Annotated in this window: 20 protein-coding genes; 8 read left to right on the top strand and 12 right to left on the bottom strand. The window is 63.0% G+C overall.

Annotated features, from left to right (window positions below; translation table 11 throughout):
* Nucleotides 1-381: 381 nt before the first annotated feature.
* The 4 genes from NAM01S_RS28000 to NAM01S_RS27985 all read left to right on the top strand — a co-directional run bounded on the left by NAM01S_RS28000 (nucleotide 382) and on the right by NAM01S_RS27985 (nucleotide 4,091).
* The gene (locus tag NAM01S_RS28000; RefSeq protein ID WP_067790897.1) at nucleotides 382-1,635 is read left to right on the top strand and encodes a DNA cytosine methyltransferase; all 1,254 of its coding nucleotides are present in this window, start codon (nucleotides 382-384) and stop codon (nucleotides 1,633-1,635) included.
* Nucleotides 1,632-2,588 (top strand): DUF4928 family protein, encoded by a 957-nt coding sequence (locus NAM01S_RS27995; protein WP_084483372.1) that lies wholly within the window; start codon nucleotides 1,632-1,634, stop codon nucleotides 2,586-2,588. The genes NAM01S_RS28000 and NAM01S_RS27995 overlap by 4 nt, the downstream gene beginning before the upstream one ends.
* An 8-nt stretch (nucleotides 2,589-2,596) precedes the next feature.
* Nucleotides 2,597-3,028 (top strand): very short patch repair endonuclease, encoded by a 432-nt coding sequence (locus NAM01S_RS27990; RefSeq protein WP_067790896.1) that lies wholly within the window; start codon nucleotides 2,597-2,599, stop codon nucleotides 3,026-3,028.
* A gap of 220 nt (nucleotides 3,029-3,248) precedes the next feature.
* The gene (locus tag NAM01S_RS27985) at nucleotides 3,249-4,091 is read left to right on the top strand and encodes a GIY-YIG nuclease family protein (protein ID WP_067790894.1); all 843 of its coding nucleotides are present in this window, start codon (nucleotides 3,249-3,251) and stop codon (nucleotides 4,089-4,091) included.
* A gap of 73 nt (nucleotides 4,092-4,164) precedes the next feature.
* Here NAM01S_RS27985 and NAM01S_RS27980 read toward each other — a convergent pair whose 3' ends face one another.
* The 3 genes from NAM01S_RS27980 to NAM01S_RS35840 all read right to left on the bottom strand — a co-directional run bounded on the left by NAM01S_RS27980 (nucleotide 4,165) and on the right by NAM01S_RS35840 (nucleotide 6,422).
* Entirely contained in the window at nucleotides 4,165-4,551 is a 387-nt protein-coding gene (locus NAM01S_RS27980) for a hypothetical protein (protein WP_067790892.1), read from the bottom strand.
* Between the two features lie 274 nt (nucleotides 4,552-4,825).
* Nucleotides 4,826-5,482, bottom strand: coding sequence for a GIY-YIG nuclease family protein (locus NAM01S_RS27975; RefSeq protein ID WP_067790919.1), 657 nt, complete (start codon nucleotides 5,480-5,482; stop codon nucleotides 4,826-4,828).
* 646 nt (nucleotides 5,483-6,128) lie between these two features.
* A complete protein-coding gene (locus tag NAM01S_RS35840) occupies nucleotides 6,129-6,422 on the bottom strand; it encodes a hypothetical protein (RefSeq protein ID WP_169810915.1) in 294 nt (97 codons plus the stop codon).
* A gap of 588 nt (nucleotides 6,423-7,010) precedes the next feature.
* Here NAM01S_RS35840 and NAM01S_RS27970 point away from each other — a divergent pair.
* Entirely contained in the window at nucleotides 7,011-7,850 is an 840-nt protein-coding gene (locus tag NAM01S_RS27970; RefSeq protein ID WP_157107953.1) for a hypothetical protein, read from the top strand.
* A gap of 262 nt (nucleotides 7,851-8,112) precedes the next feature.
* Here NAM01S_RS27970 and NAM01S_RS27965 read toward each other — a convergent pair whose 3' ends face one another.
* Together NAM01S_RS27965 and NAM01S_RS35440 are read right to left on the bottom strand one after the other, a co-directional pair.
* On the bottom strand, nucleotides 8,113-8,880 hold the full coding sequence (locus NAM01S_RS27965; protein WP_157107952.1) for an ESX secretion-associated protein EspG: 768 nt from the start codon (nucleotides 8,878-8,880) through the stop codon (nucleotides 8,113-8,115).
* A complete protein-coding gene (locus NAM01S_RS35440; protein WP_157107951.1) occupies nucleotides 8,877-10,748 on the bottom strand; it encodes a hypothetical protein in 1,872 nt (623 codons plus the stop codon). Before NAM01S_RS35440 ends, NAM01S_RS27965 begins: the two co-directional genes overlap by 4 nt.
* Before the next feature lie 278 nt (nucleotides 10,749-11,026).
* Here NAM01S_RS35440 and NAM01S_RS27950 point away from each other — a divergent pair, with 278 nt between their 5' ends.
* Genes NAM01S_RS27950 through NAM01S_RS35835 form a run of 3 tightly spaced genes read left to right on the top strand, consistent with a single transcriptional unit; the run spans nucleotide 11,027 to nucleotide 14,342 of the window.
* The gene (locus tag NAM01S_RS27950) at nucleotides 11,027-11,335 is read left to right on the top strand and encodes a hypothetical protein (protein WP_067790882.1); all 309 of its coding nucleotides are present in this window, start codon (nucleotides 11,027-11,029) and stop codon (nucleotides 11,333-11,335) included.
* Entirely contained in the window at nucleotides 11,335-13,788 is a 2,454-nt protein-coding gene (locus tag NAM01S_RS27945; RefSeq protein WP_067790880.1) for a TPR repeat domain-containing protein, read from the top strand. Before NAM01S_RS27950 ends, NAM01S_RS27945 begins: the two co-directional genes overlap by 1 nt.
* Nucleotides 13,789-13,811: 23 nt before the next feature.
* On the top strand, nucleotides 13,812-14,342 hold the full coding sequence (locus NAM01S_RS35835) for a hypothetical protein (protein WP_169810913.1): 531 nt from the start codon (nucleotides 13,812-13,814) through the stop codon (nucleotides 14,340-14,342).
* 305 nt (nucleotides 14,343-14,647) lie between these two features.
* On the opposite strand, the gene NAM01S_RS37415 is transcribed toward NAM01S_RS35835, so the two are convergent.
* The 7 genes from NAM01S_RS37415 to NAM01S_RS27910 form a co-directional block, all read right to left on the bottom strand.
* Nucleotides 14,648-15,253, bottom strand: a complete 606-nt coding sequence (locus tag NAM01S_RS37415) for a DUF3558 domain-containing protein (RefSeq protein ID WP_373862696.1) — start codon at nucleotides 15,251-15,253, stop codon at nucleotides 14,648-14,650.
* Nucleotides 15,246-15,647: a hypothetical protein gene (locus NAM01S_RS27935; RefSeq protein WP_067790877.1), complete on the bottom strand. Its 402-nt coding sequence runs from the start codon at nucleotides 15,645-15,647 to the stop codon at nucleotides 15,246-15,248. The genes NAM01S_RS37415 and NAM01S_RS27935 overlap by 8 nt, the downstream gene beginning before the upstream one ends.
* A 340-nt stretch (nucleotides 15,648-15,987) precedes the next feature.
* Complete coding sequence (locus NAM01S_RS34415) at nucleotides 15,988-16,410, bottom strand: DUF4254 domain-containing protein (RefSeq protein WP_253799453.1); 423 nt, start codon at nucleotides 16,408-16,410, stop codon at nucleotides 15,988-15,990.
* Nucleotides 16,411-17,004: 594 nt separating this feature from the next.
* Nucleotides 17,005-17,868, bottom strand: coding sequence for a phosphotransferase enzyme family protein (locus NAM01S_RS27925; protein ID WP_067790872.1), 864 nt, complete (start codon nucleotides 17,866-17,868; stop codon nucleotides 17,005-17,007).
* 16 nt (nucleotides 17,869-17,884) lie between these two features.
* Nucleotides 17,885-19,264, bottom strand: a complete 1,380-nt coding sequence (locus tag NAM01S_RS27920; RefSeq protein ID WP_067790870.1) for a UDP-N-acetylmuramoyl-tripeptide--D-alanyl-D-alanine ligase — start codon at nucleotides 19,262-19,264, stop codon at nucleotides 17,885-17,887.
* Nucleotides 19,265-19,595: 331 nt separating this feature from the next.
* Nucleotides 19,596-19,904, bottom strand: coding sequence for a hypothetical protein (locus NAM01S_RS27915; RefSeq protein WP_067790868.1), 309 nt, complete (start codon nucleotides 19,902-19,904; stop codon nucleotides 19,596-19,598).
* Between the two features lie 6 nt (nucleotides 19,905-19,910).
* Entirely contained in the window at nucleotides 19,911-20,276 is a 366-nt protein-coding gene (locus NAM01S_RS27910) for a hypothetical protein (protein ID WP_067790866.1), read from the bottom strand.
* Nucleotides 20,277-20,281: the final 5 nt, after the last annotated feature.

Genomic DNA, 20,281 nt, shown 5'->3' with positions numbered 1-20,281 from the left:
GTGCTGTGCCTACGGCGCGCGCCGCTGCACGGACGAGGCGATGTTGGATCCGCGCGGTTACGTTCCGCCGTCGCAGAGGGCCCCAACAGCGATCGTCCAGATAATCCTGAGTTGGTGCGCGCCGTCCCGGCGGCTCTGAGCGAGCACAGGAGTCATCTGCAGTCATTTCGGCCCGTTGATAACTGGATGTCGCCGCGCCACGGTACGGTGTGACCCGGAATCTGGTGGATAATTCCATGGTTGTAATTCGACGGAGGAGACCATTGCGGGAGGGTTGCGGAGCTGTGCGGCGAGGTAGTGATCGCGCGGACGTCCAGTCGCCTGCGGTGGTTGCAGTGTGTGGGTGGTGCCGAACCGGTGCAGCGAGATAAGAGGGATTAGATGCCGAGCTTCTACGAGTTCTTCGCTGGCGGCGGAATGGCGCATGCGGGTCTGGGCGATGGCTGGGAGTGCGTGTTCGCCAACGATATCGACGCCAAGAAGGCGGCTAGTTACACGGCCAACTGGGGCGGCGATCATCTGAACGTCGGCGATGTCGCCAGCCTGTCCATAGCCGATCTGCCGCCAGGGCGTGCTGACCTGGCATGGGCGTCGTTCCCCTGCCAGGATCTCTCGTTGGCGGGTGCGGGAGCGGGTTTGAGCGGCGCTCGGTCAGGCACGTTCCATCCGTTCTGGAAGCTAGTGAAGGCGTTGAACGCCGAGCAACGTGCACCAAAGCTGGTCGTGCTAGAGAATGTCGTCGGCGCTCTCACTGCGGGCCAGAAGGACGAGGTCACGCGCAAGAGCGACGGACGGGACTTCGTCGAGCTCGGGAAGGTTCTCGCCAAGGAGCACTACCGATTCGGAGCCGTCGTGGTCGACGCTGTTCACTGGGTTCCGCAGTCGCGACCGCGGCTGTTCATCATCGCTGTCCATGATTCAGTTCAGATCCCTGCTCATCTGATTGCAGACGAGCCGTCGGACCGATGGCATCCGTCCACGCTGAGAGCAGCGCATGGGAGGCTCACCGAGCGGGTCGCAGCAGCAGCAGACAAGTGGATCTGGTGGAACCTGCCCGAGCCGCCAGCGAAGCGGGTGAGGTTCGAAACGCTTGAGAAGCTCGTCGAAGAGGTGAGCAATCCGGCAGGCGTTGATTGGCACTCCAAGAAGGAAACCGACGCGATCCTCGACCTGATGAACGAGGCCAATCGGAAGAAGGTTGATGAGCAGCTTCTGGCCACCAAGAAGGGTGGTCGTCGGGTCGGGACCGTGTACAAGCGGATGCGCCCCGAAGGTGACTGGATCGTGGTGAACGGGAAGAAGAAGCGCAAGAACGAACAGCGCGCCGAGGTCCGGTTCGACGACATCGCTGGCTGCTTGCGAACCCCAACGGGCGGCAGTAGCCGCCAGACGATCTTGATTGTCGAGGGCGGCGAGGTTCGATCGCGCCTCCTGTCGCCACTGGAGGTCATCCGGTTGATGGGTCTGGAGGACAACTACAAGCGGCCGGGGAGTTACAACGATGTGTACCACCTTGCTGGCGACGGCGTGGTCGTGTACGTGGTGGACTTCCTAGCCAAGAACATCCTCGAACCTGTGTTGGCGGATGAGCTGGCCACTGCCGTGTCGGAGCCTCCTGCAAAACTGACTGCGTGACAGTCGATCGCCTGACATCCGCCCTGCAGAATTTCGTCATCAAGAACCGGTTCACGACGAGAGGGGCGCTTGCGGTCGGCATTCTCGTGACCGAGCGCGCTCGGGATGGGCTGCCGATCGAACCGGCCACACTGCTGACGCCGGGCGGCGGTCAGGTCTCCGGGCTAGGGCCGACCGTGCTGAATTCGGTGCTGAGGCGCAACGGGATCGACCGGACATTGTCGAAGATGGCTGGCCGCAGCAACCGTGCAACGCCGAAGCAGATGCACGCGTACGTGGGCTTCCTCAATGCGATGCATGAGTCGGGTCCGGTGGATCTCGACCTGGCGGAGTCGTTCTGGATCGAGCGAGTGCGAGAGAAACTCGCGGCCCGCCCGATGACGCTGCAGCTCGACACGTCTCAGAGTCTGCGCGCAGTCGTTCGCGACATCATTTCGCAAGCCGAACAACGCGACGCGCAAGCCCCGGGCATGCGATACGCGGGCGCGGTTCTGCAGCATCTGATCGGCGCGAAGCTGGATTACGCCATGAACGGCAAGGTGGCTATCAAGCACCACAACCACTCGACTGCTGATGAGCACTCCGGACGGGCTGGCGACTTCGTCATTGAAGACACCGCCATCCACGTCACGACAGCGCCCAGCGAGAACCTCATCGAGCGTTGTCGGGAGAACCTCAACGACGGGATGCGGCCGATCATCGTGACGACTACGTCGAAGCAGGGGGTGTCCCTCGCTGAGGGCTTGGCGTTCACCAAGGGGCTGGCCGACCGCATCGACGTGTTCGAGGCTGAGCAGTTCATCGCCCTCAACCTCTACGAGCTCGGCAGTTTTGCCGATAGCGGTCGTCGGGTTGCCATCAGCGATCTCGTGAAGCGATACAACGAGATCATCGAGGAGGTCGAGACCGATCCAGCGATGCTGATCGCGATCAAGAAGCGCAAGTCGAGCTAGCGAAACCTATGAAGGAAACGCCCGAGCAGCGCAGTCGGACGATGCGTGCGGTTCGTTCACGCGACACCGCTCCGGAAATGGCGGTGCGCCGGTACCTGCACGCTGCCGGTCTGCGGTACCGCCTGCACGAAGCGCAACTGCCTGGCAAGCCGGATCTGGTGTTCCCTAGCCGCCGGATCGCCCTATTCGTCCATGGCTGTTTCTGGCATCAGCACCCGGGGTGCGGGGCCGCCGCCCGGCCAGCGTCGAACCTCGACTACTGGACCCGCAAACTCGACGGCAATATTGCTCGCGACGCTCGCCGCCGCGAGCAACTCGAAGCCGACGACTGGAAGGTTCTTGTGGTCTGGGAATGCCAGATCCGCAACAAGGAGACGCTGGACCGCTTGGTCTCCAGCATCAGGACCAGCCCGCCCTATGTCCGCAAGCGGCGAGCTTGATGCCGATCAGATGCGCGCCGCGCCTCTTGGAGCCCAAACTCGGGCTCCGGTTCGTGATGGTGGTGGTGTCAACGAGAGAGCAACAGAGGCTGGTCTTGCGGCGGCCGTGTCGGCCGAGCAGAGTACTGTTCACCCGGTCAGTCGCCGAAAGATCGTCTGTGCGTGAGTCATTGCCGTCGCGCGGAGGTTCGAGCCACACCACCGGGGGTGCGAGGATCCTATGTCCAGTCATGGAAAAACGTCATTCAATGCCACGAAGAAGGCGCCGAAGCGCGAATTGCCCGCAGGCGACGTGCGGGACTTTCGCGCTCTACTCAAGAAGTTCTTGAGCGAGAAGGACTCCAATGGCCGGGTAGTGGCGTCGGCAAAGTGGGGGGTCTATGCCTTCTACGACTATGACGGCGAGCCCATCTACGTGGGACAGACCAACGAGCAACTGCGCGTACGGATCCAGCGGCACTTGACCAACCAGAGAACCGACGCGGTTGCGATGCGCATCCTCGACATCTTCGAAGTGGCCGAGGTCGCGATCTGGCCGTTGTGGGAGTACGAGGGCGTCACGAAGAAGGACAAGGAAGCGTTCCAGCAGGCTCAGTCCCATCTCAACCAGTGCGAGTACACGGCATATCTCGATGCCATCAAAAACTCGCGGTACAAGGCGATCCTGAACGAGAAGATCCCTCCAGTGTCGCCGCGGTGCGAACTGCCGGTACCTCTTCGAGGTCCCCTTATTTCCGACCAGGTCCGTCACGAACGAGAGCACCCTGACATCCGGATCGCCCGTCGCGCGGAAGCGATAGCCAGGCTCGCAGCCGTAGCGCGCGAACGTGGGGAGGTGTCGGCCGGGCTTCGGCGAGCGCTGGTTGTTCAAGCTGTGCGGTTGACCTACCTCTCGGCGCAAAGACTGGCTTACGTCGAGGGCCTGCCGGAACCGGACCCGTCAGCTATCGACGTCCTCCAGCTGACCGGCCCGGTTCTTAGCGAGTTCGCTGGAACAGATGGGCAACCGCAGCCGGGAGAGTCTTCGCAGGAGCTCGATGATGATGAGACGTACGACGAGTAGCGGCTAACAAAGGAGCGCGGTGCGGCTCGGCGCAGGTGGGAGGAGCCGCACGTAGCTCGTGCCCGGGCGATGGTCAATCTCGATCTGGTGCGAGGAGACAGGCGCACACCCCATCAGAGGCTGGGATTCCCTCCCGGAGATTCTGCAGCGCCAGGTCGCAGGCGACGTCAAAGGACGCCAGGTCGTGGCCATCCGCGAGGGCCTCGCCGCCTTCCTCGACATCGTAAAGACATGCGTACCAGTGCATGATCTCCGCGCGTGTCTCGGCAAGTCCAGCATCGACCGTGGTGACCACGAGTTCCATCGGGTGGTCGGTGCCGGGAGCCTGCCCAACGATCGCCGAAACGGCCATGCACCCCCCGCCGGTGTTGTCGACCTGGCCCTGTACACCGAGCCGTGCCGCCAGGGATTCGAGTTCCGGCCGATACACTTGCGTCAGATGGTTCGTGAGCTCCGTCATTCTCCTGCGCTCCTCCTTCTTGCCTTACGCTTTGGACCCGGTTTGGTATCCGAATCTTCCCGTTGCCGCCGACCGAATGATCGCGTTCGCCTCGACCACAGCAGGGCTGATTCGTCGTCGGCATGGTCCCGTGTCATCCACGGAGGCTGCGCGCGGCGAGGCGCATCAATCGAGTAGCCGAGTGGTCGGTCGGACCAGCCAGTGATCCGCGTCCACGGTGACGATCGCCGGGACCAGCGACGAAGAGGCGACAACAGCGACCACTTTGGCGTAGTCATACCAGGTCCAGCAGCTGTCCAAGATCCCTGAGTCTCAGGTCGGGGGGAAGTTCTCCGTGGGTGTAGAGGAGCCGAGACGCAGACAATCGGGTAATGCGGAGCGCCTGGACAAGCAACGCTTTCCGAGCGCCGTCGTTGGCCTGACCTCGCTCGAAGACCCGCGCCGCGAGTCGAGCTAGATTCTCCGCCCGTCGCGCGAGACGTGCATCAGGATTTCCGAACTCAGCTCGCGTCCAGTCGTCCACAAGGGGCAGCCGAATGGAGGGCGGCAGTGGGATCACTTGGGTCGTCCTTGGGGTCTTCTCGTTAAGTAACCCTCCGGTCGACACTCGATCGAGGGCATGGATGTACACCGTGTACTCGGTCGCGTCGAGGCGGTGACGCGCTGCCGAGTTGTTTGCATGGGCGTCCTGCAGCTCCCATAGCGGCCAAAGTTCAAGTTCGGCGACTTCAAGCGGGTCGAGGATGTTCATTGCGACAGCGTCGGTGCGCTGGTTGGTCAAGTGACGCCGAATCCTCTCACGCAGACCCAGGTGGGTCGCGCCAACGTAGATCGGTTGACCGTCGAAGTCGTAGAACGCATAGCATCCACGCTTCGCGGCACTCCAAGTTCGGCCTTCTGAATCTTGTGCGCGTAGTGCGTCGTCCAGCATGTTCCGTCGGCTTTGTTGAAACGGGGTCAGCAGTTCCCTCCGCTGAGGTCGGGGCTTGAGTGCAGACCGACGCCGTTCGGGTGACTGGAGGGGCTCGTTAGTCGGTGGAGGACTCACTACGGCGCTTGGCGGCGTGTGCATCGTCGGCTCAAGCGATGGCGGCTTCCAGGCATCCTGTCGGCGCGACGGGACCTCGGTCGGAGTGGAAGCGGGTCGGGGGGATTGCCTTGCCGCGGTCCAGATCGTTTTGAACGCTTCCACTTGGTCGTCTAGTTGCTTCAAGTCTCGACTTGGGTTGTCGAACAACATGGCGCCGACCACGAACCCGCGAACGAGGTGGAAGTCGCGGGGGACGGTCCTGCCCCGGAGCATGCTGCTAATCGTCCCCTGAGAGATCGGTATGCCGTTGTCGCCAGCAATCTTGACGATCCTGCTATAGCTGGGCAGCCCGCAGTCCCGGTGTAGTTTCTGCAGCGCTTCGCTGAACTCAGTGGGACGAAGCGAGTCGGCTGTATCAGGCATGTTGACCCTTTGGGTATGAACGATAATGAACGTTACTGAACGCTGCTCTAGTATGTAGAACACTGACAGTCTAGCGGTTCGCCTTCAAGTTCGTATAACTTCCTTCACTGATACTGCGACTTGTTCACATCCGTGATCTTCTGGTGTCATGACCCCTGGTAAGCGATCCGGAGATGAGGATGATGCCGAACCCCTCGGCCGAGGACACCAAGGCGAGGCTGGCGAAACGCCCGCCATGGCCCGTGGCTCTCGCATACCTTCCCATCAGCCGCTTCCTTTGATCATCCTTCTCGATCTTCTCGTGTTGGCGCTGATCCTCGCGACGACGATCGCGCTGGTCGGCATGTTTGGAGTGACGCCCGCAGGTCTTGGCGCTGCCGGAGCATTCGTCGTCGCGATCCTCGGGGCGTGGAGTCACCTTCGGAGGCGGTAAGTCTTGGCCTATTCAGCTGAGCGTCCAGTGAAATCCCTCGTGAGCTCGCAGCTGAAGTGGTTGAACGCGGATTGGTTCTAGTCGTGGCGTGGCCCGCCTGGATCTCGGCGACGTTGTGCCAACGCAGCACTGCCCGCAGCGCGAGCAGCCTGTGTCGCGGTTCGCGGGCCTGCGCCGCCCGGAGGTGGCTGAGCCCGCGCTCGCTACCGCTTGACTGCGGCCCGGCCGGTCGAACCAGTGGACTGCGAACACCTCTCGGGGCACCGTCGCAAGCTGTGCGGCGGCATGCAAAGGAAGGGTGGACCGCGGCATGTGAGGCCGGCCGGAGCTGCTCCCGCCGAACGTCGAGCGCCCGGCCGTGCAACGCATAGCCGACACGTAGGCGGCATTTCTCGTGGATCCCCTCGCCGGACACCTGAGCGCGCCGCCGCGGCGAGACGGTTGATCACCGGTACTTCCGCCGAATAACGAGGACAAGCCGCTTGCCGCCGCTCACGTTGCCACAAGTTGTCCCCCGGCGACCTGGCTGCGGTGAAACAGCTTCACGCTCAACATCGATGAGTGAGCGTCCACTTGACGAAGGAGATTCATGGGCACGATCCGACCAACTCTTGGCATGTTCTCGGGGTGGACGTAATGGGTCGACGACGCAAGAACAGCGGCGGGGCGGCGGGGGCTTGGGGCGTAGCGATCATCATCATGGCGATGTTCGGCGCTTGCATCGACGACGACACGACAGACCCTGGAAAGTCAGCGCCGAAGGCTTGGGTGAACGCGTCGGTGTTCACCGCGCGTGTCGTTGACGTGTCCTGGAAGGTCACTGTGGAGGTCGAAGGGAGTAGGCCGTATTTCTATCTAGCCAACGCTGGGAGCTATGGCCCATGTGCCCGCGAGTTCGGAAGACCGTACGACCAGCGCCTCGCAGAATTGTTGCCGGTCGGCGTCACCGTGACGGTGGTGCGCGGTGGCAGGGACGGTGGAAACGACTATGTCTACTTTCACCTTCCGCCACCGGGCAGTGCAGCCACCGACACTCCGTACGGCGCAAGCGTCAACGAACAACTCATCACCGAAGGACTCGCGTCGTTCACGCCCACGTTGAAGCGCGAGCAAGACTCTCCGACCGTGGAAACCCAAGTGGCCGAGCTACGAACGACGGTAGCCCCACAGCTCCTGCCATACTTCGACGCCCTCACCGCGGCAGACATTGCGGCGTGGAACAACCAGGTTGGCCTGATCCCAGAATGCCTGGCGCGCCTGAACCGTGAGCGCTCCGATCGGGAACGTCAGTATGGTCCAGATGGCAGGCCAGGAACCAGTGACGATCCGGACGATGGGAACGAGTGGAGCAACGGGAACGGCGGGGGAGATGACGGTGAAAACTGGTTTTGCCGACGCCGCCGTTGGTGCTAGCCGGAGCTGCAACGCGTGCAAGCCAGACCAGCGCCAGCTCCCGGACGACGCGCGGCCCCGACAACTTAGGGTCAGGCTTACGGCCAATGTCGTAGTATTCCGATACCCGCAGGAAGCTGACGGTGGTGCAGGAACCCGTCGACTGCCGGAGTTCGGATATGGAGCGGCAGTGGACCTTAGAGATGAGCTGTAGAACGGAGGGGCCGTCAAAGAGGAGGGAGATCGGTGCGAAAGATAGCCACAGCTGATGTTCGGATTGGATTCACGAGACGTGGTTCAATTCGGCACGGCGTTCCAACTCCCGTGCGATGACTTCGGCGGAGGCGGGGGTGACCGTCGTGTCGTGGTGGGTGACGTCGATCAAGTACCGACCTGCGGCGGCGGGATTGGCATCGCTGACGTCGATCCAGCTCACATGGGCTGGAGGGTAGGGGCGTCGGTCGTGGAGGTACTGCTCGATACGAAAGTATCCCTCGGCGGTTCGCGGTAGCCGCAGCAGCGTCCGGATTCGTTCCTCGCTCGGCTGCTGCCCGGTATTCGCGGTTTTCCAGGAGCTGGGTGGCTGTTCGCCGCGGACTCGTGGTGTGTAGCCGACCATGTTTCCGGCGGCGCCTGCCGACACGTTTGGCATGGTTGCGGCGATATGTTTGCCGAGACTGTGGCGTTGCGTCACGACGAGCTTGATCGAACCACCGAAATCTGCTGTGGCGCCGGATTTTTGGAACAGGATCACTCCGAGGTCGCCGATGGCGGCTGCGAGGGAGCGAAGGCGCCTGACGGAGTTGTGGAACTGTCCGGCACAGACGATACGCAGGTCTGGGTTCGCAAGCACGCGAAGTGGGCCGGTCAGATCAGGGTTGCTTCCGTGTGGATAGCGTGCGCTGATCTCGGCACGCAACTGGGCGTATTCGTCTCCAGTAGTAGGAGTTTCGATGATGCTGATGGGGTATGGGTAAGTGTCGAGTCCGGTTTCCGACCACACCCATGCGAACTCGTCGGGAGTGAACTCCCACATGGTTTGAGTTTTCACCGGCCGGTGCTCGCTGCTGGGTTGTCGTCCATGACGGGGCCGGTGCCTGACAGTCTCACGGGCTGAGGCTGGTTGCTGCTGTCGGGCGTGGCTGGGTTGTCGTCCATGATGGGGCCGGTGCCCGACAGTCTGATGGGCTGGGACTCGGTAGTGTTCTCGGTTGTCTCGGGGGCGTCGTCCATCGTGGGTCCGTTGCCGCTGAGCGCCGCCGATCGCGGTCCGTGCGAAGTGCGGGCCGAGTCGTTCTGACCCTGCTCGCCGGGGGAGTCGGCGGCACCTCCCTGTTGCCGGGCTTCCGGCAGGCCGGAATTCGATGGTGCAGGTTGTGCGCTGCCCGGATACATCACAGGCACTGGACGGTTCGCTTCCGCCGCAGGTGCAGGCGATGAGTTCGCCGAAGTGGGCGTGGCGTAATCGTCGGAGTACTGATGTGCGTACCGGGCTGACGCGACAGCGTTGGGTGCAGGTGAGGTAGCCGAGCCGACGGATGGGAACGGGTTGTCGGTTCCAGGAACCTGATCGTCGCCGACAACTCCGACTGGAACCTCGAGGTTGTCGGTCCAGTCGGAGTGCACCCTGCGAAGGTAGTCGGGCGCACGATGTTCGGACTCGTCTTCCTTGCGTCGCTGAGCACCCGCACCTGGAGCCGTCGGTCCCATCGAGCCGCCCATCCCTGCCCGAGCGCCCATCCCCCCGCGAGCACCGGGGCCGGTCGTATTCGGGCTGTTGACGCCTGGCAAGCCGGATCCGGGAAGACCAGGGATGGATGAACCCGGACCACCGGGGCGTGGACCGGTGTTGCCGGGCCCATTCGACCCATCGCCGAGCCTCGGGCCGGGCGAGGTCAGGCTTGGGCCGCCTGGACCGGTGTTCATCGCCGAAGGTGTCGTCGATGTGGTGGCAGGAGATGTGTTTGTGGTGGGAGGTTGCCCCGCGAGGCCGGACGGGGTCGTCGCGGTCGGCGCGGAGCTGGCGGGGGTGGTGTCGTCTGGACCGTTTCCTGGGGTGGCTGGATCCTGGGGTTGCGGGCCGTTCTCAGTAGGCGAATTCGTTCCCGGTCCGCTCGAGACGGGACGATCGCTGGTCGGCGGAACGCCGTTGTCGCCAGTCGATTGAGGGACATCTGCATAGCTGGGGACACCGGATCCTTGGGGAGGTATCGACCCTTTGTACACGGTGTTCAGGGCCTGAATGGCCTCCTGCCGAGCGCGTTCTCGCTCGGTCGCGACCTGATCGGCGAACGCCGGGTTGATCAGGCCTGGCAGAATCGACTCGATCTGGTTGTCCGGATCAGGCGTCACGTCCGTTACCGAGGCGGGCGGCGCCTGCACCGCAAGTCGCACTGCTTCGGCAGCCCATGCGGCCGCGTCCAGTCGATTCCCTACCGAATTGAACACCTGCCCAACCTGGTTGGTGACGCGCTTGAACTGTTCGGAGGCAACTTGGGCTGCGTCGGCGCTGGCACCCTTCCAGAGACCGTTTCCGAAGATTCGGCTCATGCCCATTCCCAATGTCACGGTGGAAATGTTCACCAAATCGGAGTAGCTGTCTATCCAGACTCTACGAAGAGTCTGGAGACCCGCAGGGTCCAACCCGCCCTCGCCATGCACCGCGGCATACAGCTGTTCATGGGTCATTCCCTCGAAGTGATCCTCGGTCTTCGCGAAGTCCGGGTCGGATCCGTATCCGAGGTCGTCGAGGTGATCATCGGTGCTCTGAATTCGGGTCTGTGCGTCATTCGCACGCTGCTGCGCCTGCTGGGAGTTCAGTGCTGCCGTTGTGTCCTGAAGTCCGATGGCCGCGAGACCGGGTGGCAGCGTCACCTGCCCGGGTAGTGATGGTGCCGTCGGCTCGTTGGCTCCGCCCACCGGATCCCCCTCGCAAAATCGCAGACTTCGATTCGGTGAGCCTATCACTCCGGGTCGGGCGAGTTCTTTGGTTCCTTCCGGTGCTGTGCGCTTTCTCATTGCGCCGCAAGCACTTTCGGTGTCAGCGCCACAGGCGACCAACCGGTCCACTACCCGGAAGCCTCCGATGTGGACGGTGTGGCAGAATCTGCCGCAGCCCGGCCGCTGCTCCCGGGCGTCAGTTGCCTGCCACTCCCGCTGCCGGGAGCTTGCACCGCCTCAGGGGGATTAAGCGCATCATGTTCGAAGCCGATATCCAGCAGCTGCGCTGGCTGGTCAGCACGGTTGACAGCGTCGCGGCTGAGATCGACAAGATCGATGTCCGGACCAATGGCAACAAGATCCCGGCGGCTCTTCCCGGATGTGCGCTCGGGCCGGTATGTGTGCAATCGGGCGAGTTCATCGAAGGCGCATGGATGCGGATTTCCGAACGCCTGCAACGACTCTCCTCGATCGTCAACTTGAGTACCACCGTCTTCCAGACGACCGATGAGGAGTTCGAACTCCGGCTGAAGGCTATGGACTTCCAGGTTCGAGGTGAGCGCTGATGCCGACACGCACGCAGGTCAACGACTGGCAGCTCGGGAAGCTGTCGGAGTGGGCCGGCGAACTGGAGAAATCCACCCAGCTCTATGAAGCCCAGCTGGGGCGCATGCTCGTCCACTTCACCAACACCGCCTGGTCCGGCAAGGCGAAAGACGCCGCATCCGATCGATTCTCTGAAGAGCACGACCAGGGGCGACGGCTTACCCAAGAAATCCTCGATGTCGCAACGGCACTCCGGGCGGCCGAGACTCGCCTGGCGGTAGAGCGCGATGCGCTACTCGGGAGGGTCGCCGATGCCGAGGCAGACACGACATCGCCACTGACACTGCGGGTCGCTGACAACTGGGTTGTCGAGAGCACCCTGATCTTCGTAGGCAACGTCAGCGAGGAGGATCTCGCAAAGGTCAGGGAGAGGATCGACCATCACCAGGGTCTGATCAACGCGGCCTACTACAGCCTTGTCAACGCCGCCAGCGAGGCGGCGACCAGCGTCACTGCGGCCTCGCAGGAGATCCGTGTCCGCGGTGATCAACTGGCAAACGGGATCGACGCCCCAGCAACCGACTTCAGCGAGGCCGGGAGGCTCGGTGCCGAGGACGGTAAAGCCGTCGCTGACGCACTCAACCCGAATGGCACCGTCGACAGAGCCGTTCTGGATCGCATCGCCAGTCAACTACCCGCGGGCATTCTCAGTGAGAACGATCTCAAGATTCTCGCCGAGGGCGGCGAGGTCTCCACACTGCCCGCCTCGGTGCAGGACTACTACCGCGAGTTCTATCAGAACGCAGGTAAAGACGGCCTTCTGGCGATGAACGAACAGCTACGCAAACAGGAAGAAGCCGGCAATCCACTCGCCGCAGGTCGGCGAGACGCGCTCGCCAACGGCTTGCTCGTGGTATCGAACGAGAAGGTCGGAACAGGCCGAAATCCTGATGGGACCCTGCGCTCGCCCGGTGGCTATGAGAACGTACCCAAGCCGGTACGCGATCTGATCGAGACACGATTCCCAATCCCCGAGAACGACGACGCAGATCCGCGGAACGGCCCGCGGCCGTACCGGCAGCCAGCAGAATCAGCCCGCCTCGGTGAGATCGCATCGCTATCGGATCTACTCGGTCAATCGAATCCGGGATACCAGCCCGGGACCAAGATGGGCACCGAGATGATCGAGCAGTCCGCTTATCTGATGTCGGATGTCAAGGATGACCTCAAAGGCGTGCCGTACGTTGGTGACGTTTCAAAGCAGTTCGAGTCCACGGCCGCCCGTCTTGTCGATGTCGGTGGACGCAACGAGGAGTCCGCGTATCAGATTCTGACCGGCGACGGCATGCCCCCCGACTACAAGCCCGATAAGGCTGTCAGTGCCCTGCTTGGCAACGACTGGAGCAATGTCGACCAGGGTCACGGCGCATCACAGTTGCTCGACTGGATCGGACCGGACTCGCACAGCACGGACGAACTACAGGCCGACCGAGCACGTGCCGCGCTCGCAGAACTGCCGGGGCTCCTCGCTCCAGAAGAGAACGGCGTACTCACGGAAGACTTCAGGGAGTACAACGAGAACTTCGCGAAGAACCCCGAACTGTCGACTGCGCTGAGCAAGGCGCTGCAAGCCAACCTCGGTGCGCTCGGAGACATCAACAACCCGAACGGGTACGGAGTAACCGATGTCATCGAAGAAGCCGGTGCACCCGATCGTGTCACACTTCAGGCAAGTGAGGCCGATCGGCTGTTGATGCTCGCCAACCAGAGCGCGGAAGGCCGCATCGGGTTGCAGACAGCTGTGAACCTGACCCAGCAGGAGATGATCAACAACGCACTGAGTGGCGACCCCAGCTACAACCAGCAAGTGGGTACCTACCTCGGAACGCTATCTGGGCGAGTGGACGCGGGAATGAACAACGCGCTGCTCTATCAGGAACACATGAGGATTCTTGACGAGAACGGCCGCTTGGCGTCCTCATATGAAAGCAAGATGAAGGGCGCCGAGATTGCATCCGAGCTTATCCAGGAAGCAATTCCCTTTAGGCGCCTAGGGCCAGCAGGAGAGATTGCAGGCCCGATCGTCGTCGGCGAAGCTGCTGATGCACTAATCAACAGCGTCATCAAGGAACCCGACTACAAAGCAGTGGCGATCCAGAACTGGGAAGACCTCCGTAACACGCAAGTCGAGAACATGAAGTCGCAAATCCTATCCGCCGAATGGCAGGCGGCCGGTACTCTGCCGCCCGGTTTGTTGGGGCAAGATGGACGGCCGTTGCCGTGGACGGCACTTACTGCTAGTGGCCAAGCGCAGGCCAATGAGATATTCCAGGACCGAGGATTTTCATTTTTTGATGATGCCTTTGCACTTTCGTACGGAGAGCAGGCAGAGGATAAGTTCTTTACCGGCGAGGACGTGTTGAATTCTTTCCTCGATGGCAAGTACACGCCTGGAGCGGGCGGAGGTAACTGATGCCTCCTTACACTGCGCGACTTATGGCGGCTGCCGTTGGAGTCGTTATTCTACTGGCCGGATGCAGCGCTGATGAAGGCGTACCGGCTCCAGTCGAGTCCAGTCGGGCCGGAAATGACGTCTGCGACAGCGTCCTCGCGTTCGGCCGGGATAATCTTGGCGCTCTCGACCTTAAGCGATCTCAGGGCGAGGATGACGAGCGTCCGATCCGCGATAGAGCGTACTGTGTCGTCAGTCGCCCCCTACCGGACGGCGGCAAAGGCATGGCGATGATAGCGGAGCTTCGACGTTTGCCGGATTTCGACCCTGACGTGCCGGTCGCTCAGCCCGAAGGCTGGAATGAGGTGCCGGGATTTTCGGTGCCTGTGTGGGAGAGGATCAGTCTCCCGGAAAGGCAGTTCAGGGCTGTAATAGATGGGTGGCATGGCTCTTTGGCCCTAAACGCCGACGGTTTGGTCACTCCAAGCGGCCCGATTTTGATAACTGACGAAGTGGTCAAGGCTTGTATCGAGTTCCTCATCGAGCTGATCCGCTCCTCTGGAGCGTGGAAGTAGTCCGAAGCTGCTATTTGTTGCGGTGGGTGACATTGGTGACAGCGGATAACCTGAAAGTGAGTGGTCCTTTCGGTTTCAAAATGTGAAGCGCAAGCAGCATGTTGGGACGAGCTGGAGCCTTCGCCATGACTTACCGCTGGGAGCCTGGACGGCTTGGATTCGATCCACGCCGGACCATCGAATCGACCGGCGACAGCGACCGCTCACCGCCGCGAATCGTTGCTCGACAGGACGGTCGAATGGTGTACGTGCATCCACTGGCGGCAGAGATATTTTGTAGGGCTGGGTTGGCCCAGCTCCCTCCGCTAACGCTGAGGAAGTTTGGATTCGATGGTCTCGGCTATTCGATTAATACCTTCGCAAGGTTGCTCGTCCGAGTAGACTGCGCTCACAGTTTTGGAGATGTCTACGGCTCCACCGGGATTCCCGACGGTTACATAGCATGCACTGGCCGACGGCTGAACCCGAGTGAGCGCATCGCGTCCATTGATGGTAATTTTTTTGGACTCGACGCCGTCCCGAATCTTGAAGTCGTCAAGCATTATGTTGGTTGACGATACAGTCAGATAACCTATCGTCGTTGACTTGCTTCGGACCTGTTCATTTCGTGCGAATCTGCATCCAATAAATGAGTACGTTTCGAAAATGAAGTCCGCGCGTTCGCGACTCTTTGGATCGTACCCGAGTTCAGCTACTGTCTCGTCGTCGATCTCAGTGCATGGATCGTAGGTTACTGGTTGCCGGCCTCGATTTATTTGAGTCGGCGCTGGCGATATCGAGACAGCGAGGCTTGGCCGACTTGTCGGCGTTGCCGCGCTTGTCGTCGGCTGATTGACGGAAGTGTCGGTTCCGCAGGCGCTGAGGGCCAGAACGGCCGCAACGATCTGAAGCGCTGCCTGTTTCCTAATCATGCGCGGGGTCATCCAATCCGGCGTTCTGAGTAGCGAATCGAATAGCGGCGGCATTCGTCTGGTCGGCCTCGGTGATCAAGTTTCCAGCACGCAAGTATGCCTCTTGCAGACGCATCGCTCCCTGCACGAGCTGATTGATCACCTCGATTCCCTCTTCGGCCTTCCTGGAGAAGCCATCGTTGAGCTCTTTGCCTGACTGAAACCCGCCGAATCCTGAGGCCCGGGTCGCGGCTCGTATTCGTTCCTGCACCTTCAGCAGCGATTGGATCGCTGCGTCATACAGCCCGACAGCTTCACGGACGGCCGCTTCCTCATAGTGGATCAGCCCGGCGCGTGCCGCCTCGTTGAATGCCGCGATCTCGGCTTCGCCGTAGTCGAGCTGGGTTAGTGCCATCGAGAACCCCCAATCAAGTGTGCTTGAACGAGGGTATCAGCCAGTCAGTTCGGGACCGATAGCTCGACCAATGCGCCCCAGAGCCCCCACTGATGAGGCTGGTTGTCGGGCGGCTTCTCATCGAGCCATTCTGGATACGGCCTGGCAGGTCCAGACACTCCGGTTCTGTTCGTTCGTAGCAGCACCGAGGCTAGAACGCATGCAGGCGCGTTGCCGTCGCGATGCGTGAATGCCGGGTGCGATCATCACCCAGGTGCATCGCTACGCCATCGGCGGCGGGTCGGAGATCGCGTTGGGCGGCGACATCGTCATCCAGCCCGGTCCAGGCCAGGCTGGGCGGTCACTGCGATGCCGGATTTGGCAACGGTCGGTGTGAGAACTCCGGCAGTCGACGAGTTCCCCTCGCGATCTCGAAAGCGAGGTCACTGTAGGCGTTTGCCAGTTCGGTAAGTCGATGCCGGGCATGACGGAGCCGCGACACCGAGATCGTCCCTTGGGCGGCCTCGCGGGCGTCGACGGAAAGCTGGGCGAGACGATCGATGATCATGCCGACGGTCTCGGAGTGCAGGTACGCGGCACCGAACGCGGGTGGCTTCTCGGCGGCCACCCATTCATCGATCAGCGACACCAGTCGCACGCGCTCGCGGTCGAGCGCGCCAGCATCTGAGCGGTCTCGTGCCTTATGCAGACTGGCCAACTGCGCAGCGGCATGCAGAATCGGGTGGGCGAGGATGATGGTCCCGGCGCAGGCGCTCAAGACCATGTCCTTCGAGGGCAAAGGCGTTCGCATAGCTTCCTGACTCGAGGGTTGTCTCGATGGAGTCGAGCGGTCGATAACACCGGATCACACGGGGGTACCGCCCAGTCGTCGTTGCGGCGCTGTGATGCCAGCTTCCGGGGTCTGGACTAGGTTTCGGAGTCGGTCTCACCCAGGAGCGTCCGGCCACAGATCTGGGGGCAGCGTGTGCCGAGCGGTCTCGTCGTCATCGGCGAACTCGCCGCGTGGCCCGCGGTATTCCGGCCTATCGAGCACGATGAACTGGAGCAGGCGCGTGAGCACCCTCCGTGTGCGCACCAATGTTGTTAGCTGCGAGGTCATTTGCTTCCTCCGCGCTCCGCAATCCGGTGATATTCGCGGAGCCAGTCGGCGAGGTGGTAATCCCGTTCTGCAAATTGTGTTCACGAATTCTGTTCTCGGCCATGGAGACCGACCCGCACAGCACCGTGGGCACGCCACTGCGATCAGCCGGTTCGCGGTATCGAACCCGGCGCGGGCGGGCGCGGGTCTGTTGTGCCGTTGGTCGTCTCAAGGATCCAGGGCCCTGTTCCAACTTGGACCGGACCCGGTTTGTTCGTTTCAGGGCGCGACCCATCCCCACGGCCGTTCGCCCCGTTGCCCGTGCAGGCAGGCCAGCCGGTAGTCCGCCTGGCGGCGGGCGTGGTCGGAGACGGCCGCATGGCGTAGTGCGAACAGACACAGCTCGAAGGAGCGGACATCGCGGATCACCGGATAGCCCTGCCACTCGGTGACGTCGGAGCCGTAGGCGTCGGCGAACTGCTCCCACCGTGCTGATGGGTCGGAGAGGGTGTCGGACTGGAACGCGACGGTGGCCTGATCCCATTGCGGTGGACCGATGCAGCAGCGTTCCAGGTCCACGACGTGACCGCCGGTGGCGGCGGCAATGGTGTTGGCAGGTGACGGGTCGCCATGGATGACGCACCACGGGCTCGGCCAATCCAGCGCGTTCCACCGTTGCGCGAGGTTTTCGGCGTAGCGACGCAACCAGTCCTTCTCCGAGTCGCCGGTGAGGCATTGGTCAATACGGCCGGTGAAGTCGGGCAGGGTGAAGCGCGGCAGCCCGAGGTGGGTGGGTACTCGCAGGGAGTGCAGCCGCGCGAGCATCGTCCCGGTTTCGGCGGCCTCTGCTGGCCCGCCGGATCCGAGGTCTTCCCAGAAGGTGACCGGCCGCTCGGCCACGATGACCGGGTCGGGGACCAGGGGTTCGGGTGCGCGGACGTGGTGGGAGCGAAGCCAGTCCGCCGCGCGGAGCTCGCGGATCGCGGTGGCGAGTTCGCCGTGTTGGTGTATGCGGATGATGGTGGCGGAGTCGGTCCGCAGCATGGCGTTGTCGCGCAACCGGATCGCCTCGATCCGGGCAGCGGGAACCTCGGCCTGGGTACAGGCCGCTCGGGCCAGGGCCACGATGTCTTTGCTTCTCATGGTGTTTCGCTTCGGGTCAATGACCGGTGGCCAGGGCAGCGGCGGTCTCGAACAGGGCAGCCGAGTTCGCACCCTTGATCAGGACGACATCGCGGCCTCGCAGACCCTCGGTGATCAGCGCGAGCACCTGGTCCTTGGTCCCGACGTGGGTGACCTGCGCGGAGCCTGCGTCGCGGGCGGCGGTGGCCATGAGTTCGGCGTGGCAGCCGCCGACGGCGATCAGGGTGTCGATGCCGAGGTCGGCGACGCGACGCCCGATCCTGGCGTGCAGGGCCGGTGCGGTGGCGCCGAGTTCACGCATCTCTCCGAGTACTGCGACGGTGGGCCGTGTCGCGGCGGCGATGGTGGCCAGTGACCGGAGTGCGGCGTCGACGCTTTCCGGTGAGGCGTTGAACGCGTCGTTGATCACGGTCACCCCGTCGGGGCGTTCGGTGACCTCCATCCGGCTTCCCGACACCAGCGACGCACCGTTGAGTCCTTCAGTGACGGTGGCGAATCCGACACCGGCGCTCAACGCCAGCGCAGCCGCGGCGAGGGCGTTGGTCAGATGGTGCTCGCCCACCACGCCGAGGGTGACCGGTGCGGCGTCGTCACCGTGGCGCAAGGTGAACTGCGCGCGGGCGTTGGCGTCGAGGGTGATGTCGCTGGCACGCACATCGGCCTCCGGGCCGGTGCCGAATCGCAGGACCTGAGCGCGGGTGTGCTCGGCCATGGCCGCGACCAGTGGGTCGTCGGCGTTGAGGACAGCGACACCAGAGGTGTCGAGAGCTTCGACGAGTTCGCGTTTGGCGACCGCGATCGCTTCGCGGCTGCCGAACTCGCCGAGGTGAGCCGAGCCGATACCCAGGACCGCGCCGATCTGCGGGCGGGCGATGGCGGACAGGTGGGCGATGTGGCCGCGTCCGCGGGCACCCATTTCGAGCACGAGGTAGTCGGTGTCGGTTCGGACCCGCAGCACAGTGTGCGGGAAACCGATCTCGTTGTTGAACGACCGCTGGGTAGCCACGACACTGCCGTGGCGCGACAGGATCTGGGTCAGCAGATCCTTGGTGGAGGTCTTGCCCGCCGACCCCGTGATCGCCAGAACCCGGCCTGTGTAGCGGGTGGCGACGACGCGAGCCAGATCGCTCATCGCCCTCACCACATCCTCAACGATGATTGCTGGGGTGCCGGTCGGGTGCGAGGCCAGGACCGCTACCGCACCGGCACCGATCGCTGCGGTAGCGAAGTCATGGCCGTCGACGCGCTTGCCAGTCAACGCGGCGAACAGACCACCGGGCTCGACCTGGCGGGAATCGAACGCCGTCGCGGCGGTCACGGCCCGCTCGGCGTCATCGACGGTGTCGAGCCGCCCGCCAACCGCGTGGGCGACCTCGGCGAGCGTCATGGGAATCATGGATTCGAACCTTTCGATTTCAGTTACCACTGGAAGTCTCGAGAGCCGGGCGAGACCCTGCGCGGGAGGCGAGATCAGTTGTGCGCCACGATCATGCTTGTGGTCGGGTCCGAGACGATGGCCAAGGGTCCGTCGTCGTACTGCCGCCGCCGCTGCCGGTGGTCTCTGCCGGGCTGCGGTGCTGTGGGCAGCCGCTGGTGGCGGGGAAGGTGCGGGTGGGCATCTCGGATCGGGTGCCGGTATCGGTGGGGTTGGGTGTTCCGCACGCGGCGAGGGGTGAGCAGGGCGGTGACAGCGAGCACAGACCGAAGGTGCTGAACTGGGACGAGTTTCATGGTGCGTCGGCTCCTAACGGGGGAATGGTGCGTGCGGGTGTCACCAGGGCGCAGGCCAAGGCGACCGCGTTTTGGATGCTGGTGCTGGGGAAGTGCTCCACGCTGGGAGCGACGACCACGGTCGCGGTGTGCTGGTGCGCGGTCCACACGATCAACGTGGTCGGCATGTAGGTGTCGGCATCGATGGTCACCATGTGCGCCAGCCGATACCCGCGCGCGCGGCTCAAGTCGATGATGACCCGCTCGTCTCGTAACCAGGAGTCGCTGACGCTGCGGTTGAGCAGGCCGATTGCGTTGATGGGCACGCGATGTCACGTCCTCGATTCCGGGGCCTCTGGCGGCCGGCCTGCCGGTGCGTGGGTGGTGAGGCGCTGATAGGTGGTGCGGCCCTCATCGGTCAGCTCGTAGACCGGCTCCGCGCGTTCGGCACCTGTCGGTCGGCGGATCTGGGTGCGGACGTGGCCCTTGGTGACCAGCCATTGCAGAGTCAGCGTGATCGGGCCGATGTGGTGCCCGCCCGCCAGCTCCCGCGCTGAACACGCCCGCCCCGCTTGGGCAAGTGCGGTCAACGCGGTGGCTTGGGCGCGGCTGAAGTCGGAGCGACTCCGTTGCAAATAACTTGTGACACTGTGGTTTTCGCGCTCGTCGCGGGGCTGTTGGCTGGCGTGGTTGGTCACCGGCG

This window comes from Nocardia amikacinitolerans NBRC 108937 (genome assembly GCF_001612615.1).
Classification (GTDB): domain Bacteria; phylum Actinomycetota; class Actinomycetes; order Mycobacteriales; family Mycobacteriaceae; genus Nocardia; species Nocardia amikacinitolerans.
This window is presented reverse-complemented; position numbering and strand designations above follow the sequence as displayed.

Excerpts from the sequence above, each read along its gene's own strand:
- NAM01S_RS28000 (WP_067790897.1), top strand. The coding sequence starts at position 382 with ATGCCGAGCTTCTACGAGTTCTTCGCTGGCGGCGGAATGGCGCATGCG.
- NAM01S_RS27990 (WP_067790896.1), top strand. The coding sequence starts at position 2,597 with ATGAAGGAAACGCCCGAGCAGCGCAGTCGGACGATGCGTGCGGTTCGT.
- NAM01S_RS27985 (WP_067790894.1), top strand. The coding sequence starts at position 3,249 with ATGTCCAGTCATGGAAAAACGTCATTCAATGCCACGAAGAAGGCGCCG.
- NAM01S_RS27980 (WP_067790892.1), bottom strand. The coding sequence starts at position 4,551 with ATGACGGAGCTCACGAACCATCTGACGCAAGTGTATCGGCCGGAACTC.
- NAM01S_RS27975 (WP_067790919.1), bottom strand. The coding sequence starts at position 5,482 with ATGCTGGACGACGCACTACGCGCACAAGATTCAGAAGGCCGAACTTGG.
- NAM01S_RS27950 (WP_067790882.1), top strand. The coding sequence starts at position 11,027 with ATGTTCGAAGCCGATATCCAGCAGCTGCGCTGGCTGGTCAGCACGGTT.
- NAM01S_RS27945 (WP_067790880.1), top strand. The coding sequence starts at position 11,335 with ATGCCGACACGCACGCAGGTCAACGACTGGCAGCTCGGGAAGCTGTCG.
- NAM01S_RS35835 (WP_169810913.1), top strand. The coding sequence starts at position 13,812 with ATGGCGGCTGCCGTTGGAGTCGTTATTCTACTGGCCGGATGCAGCGCT.
- NAM01S_RS37415 (WP_373862696.1), bottom strand. The coding sequence starts at position 15,253 with ATGATTAGGAAACAGGCAGCGCTTCAGATCGTTGCGGCCGTTCTGGCC.
- NAM01S_RS27935 (WP_067790877.1), bottom strand. The coding sequence starts at position 15,647 with ATGGCACTAACCCAGCTCGACTACGGCGAAGCCGAGATCGCGGCATTC.
- NAM01S_RS34415 (WP_253799453.1), bottom strand. The coding sequence starts at position 16,410 with ATGGTCTTGAGCGCCTGCGCCGGGACCATCATCCTCGCCCACCCGATT.
- NAM01S_RS27925 (WP_067790872.1), bottom strand. The coding sequence starts at position 17,868 with ATGAGAAGCAAAGACATCGTGGCCCTGGCCCGAGCGGCCTGTACCCAG.
- NAM01S_RS27920 (WP_067790870.1), bottom strand. The coding sequence starts at position 19,264 with ATGATTCCCATGACGCTCGCCGAGGTCGCCCACGCGGTTGGCGGGCGG.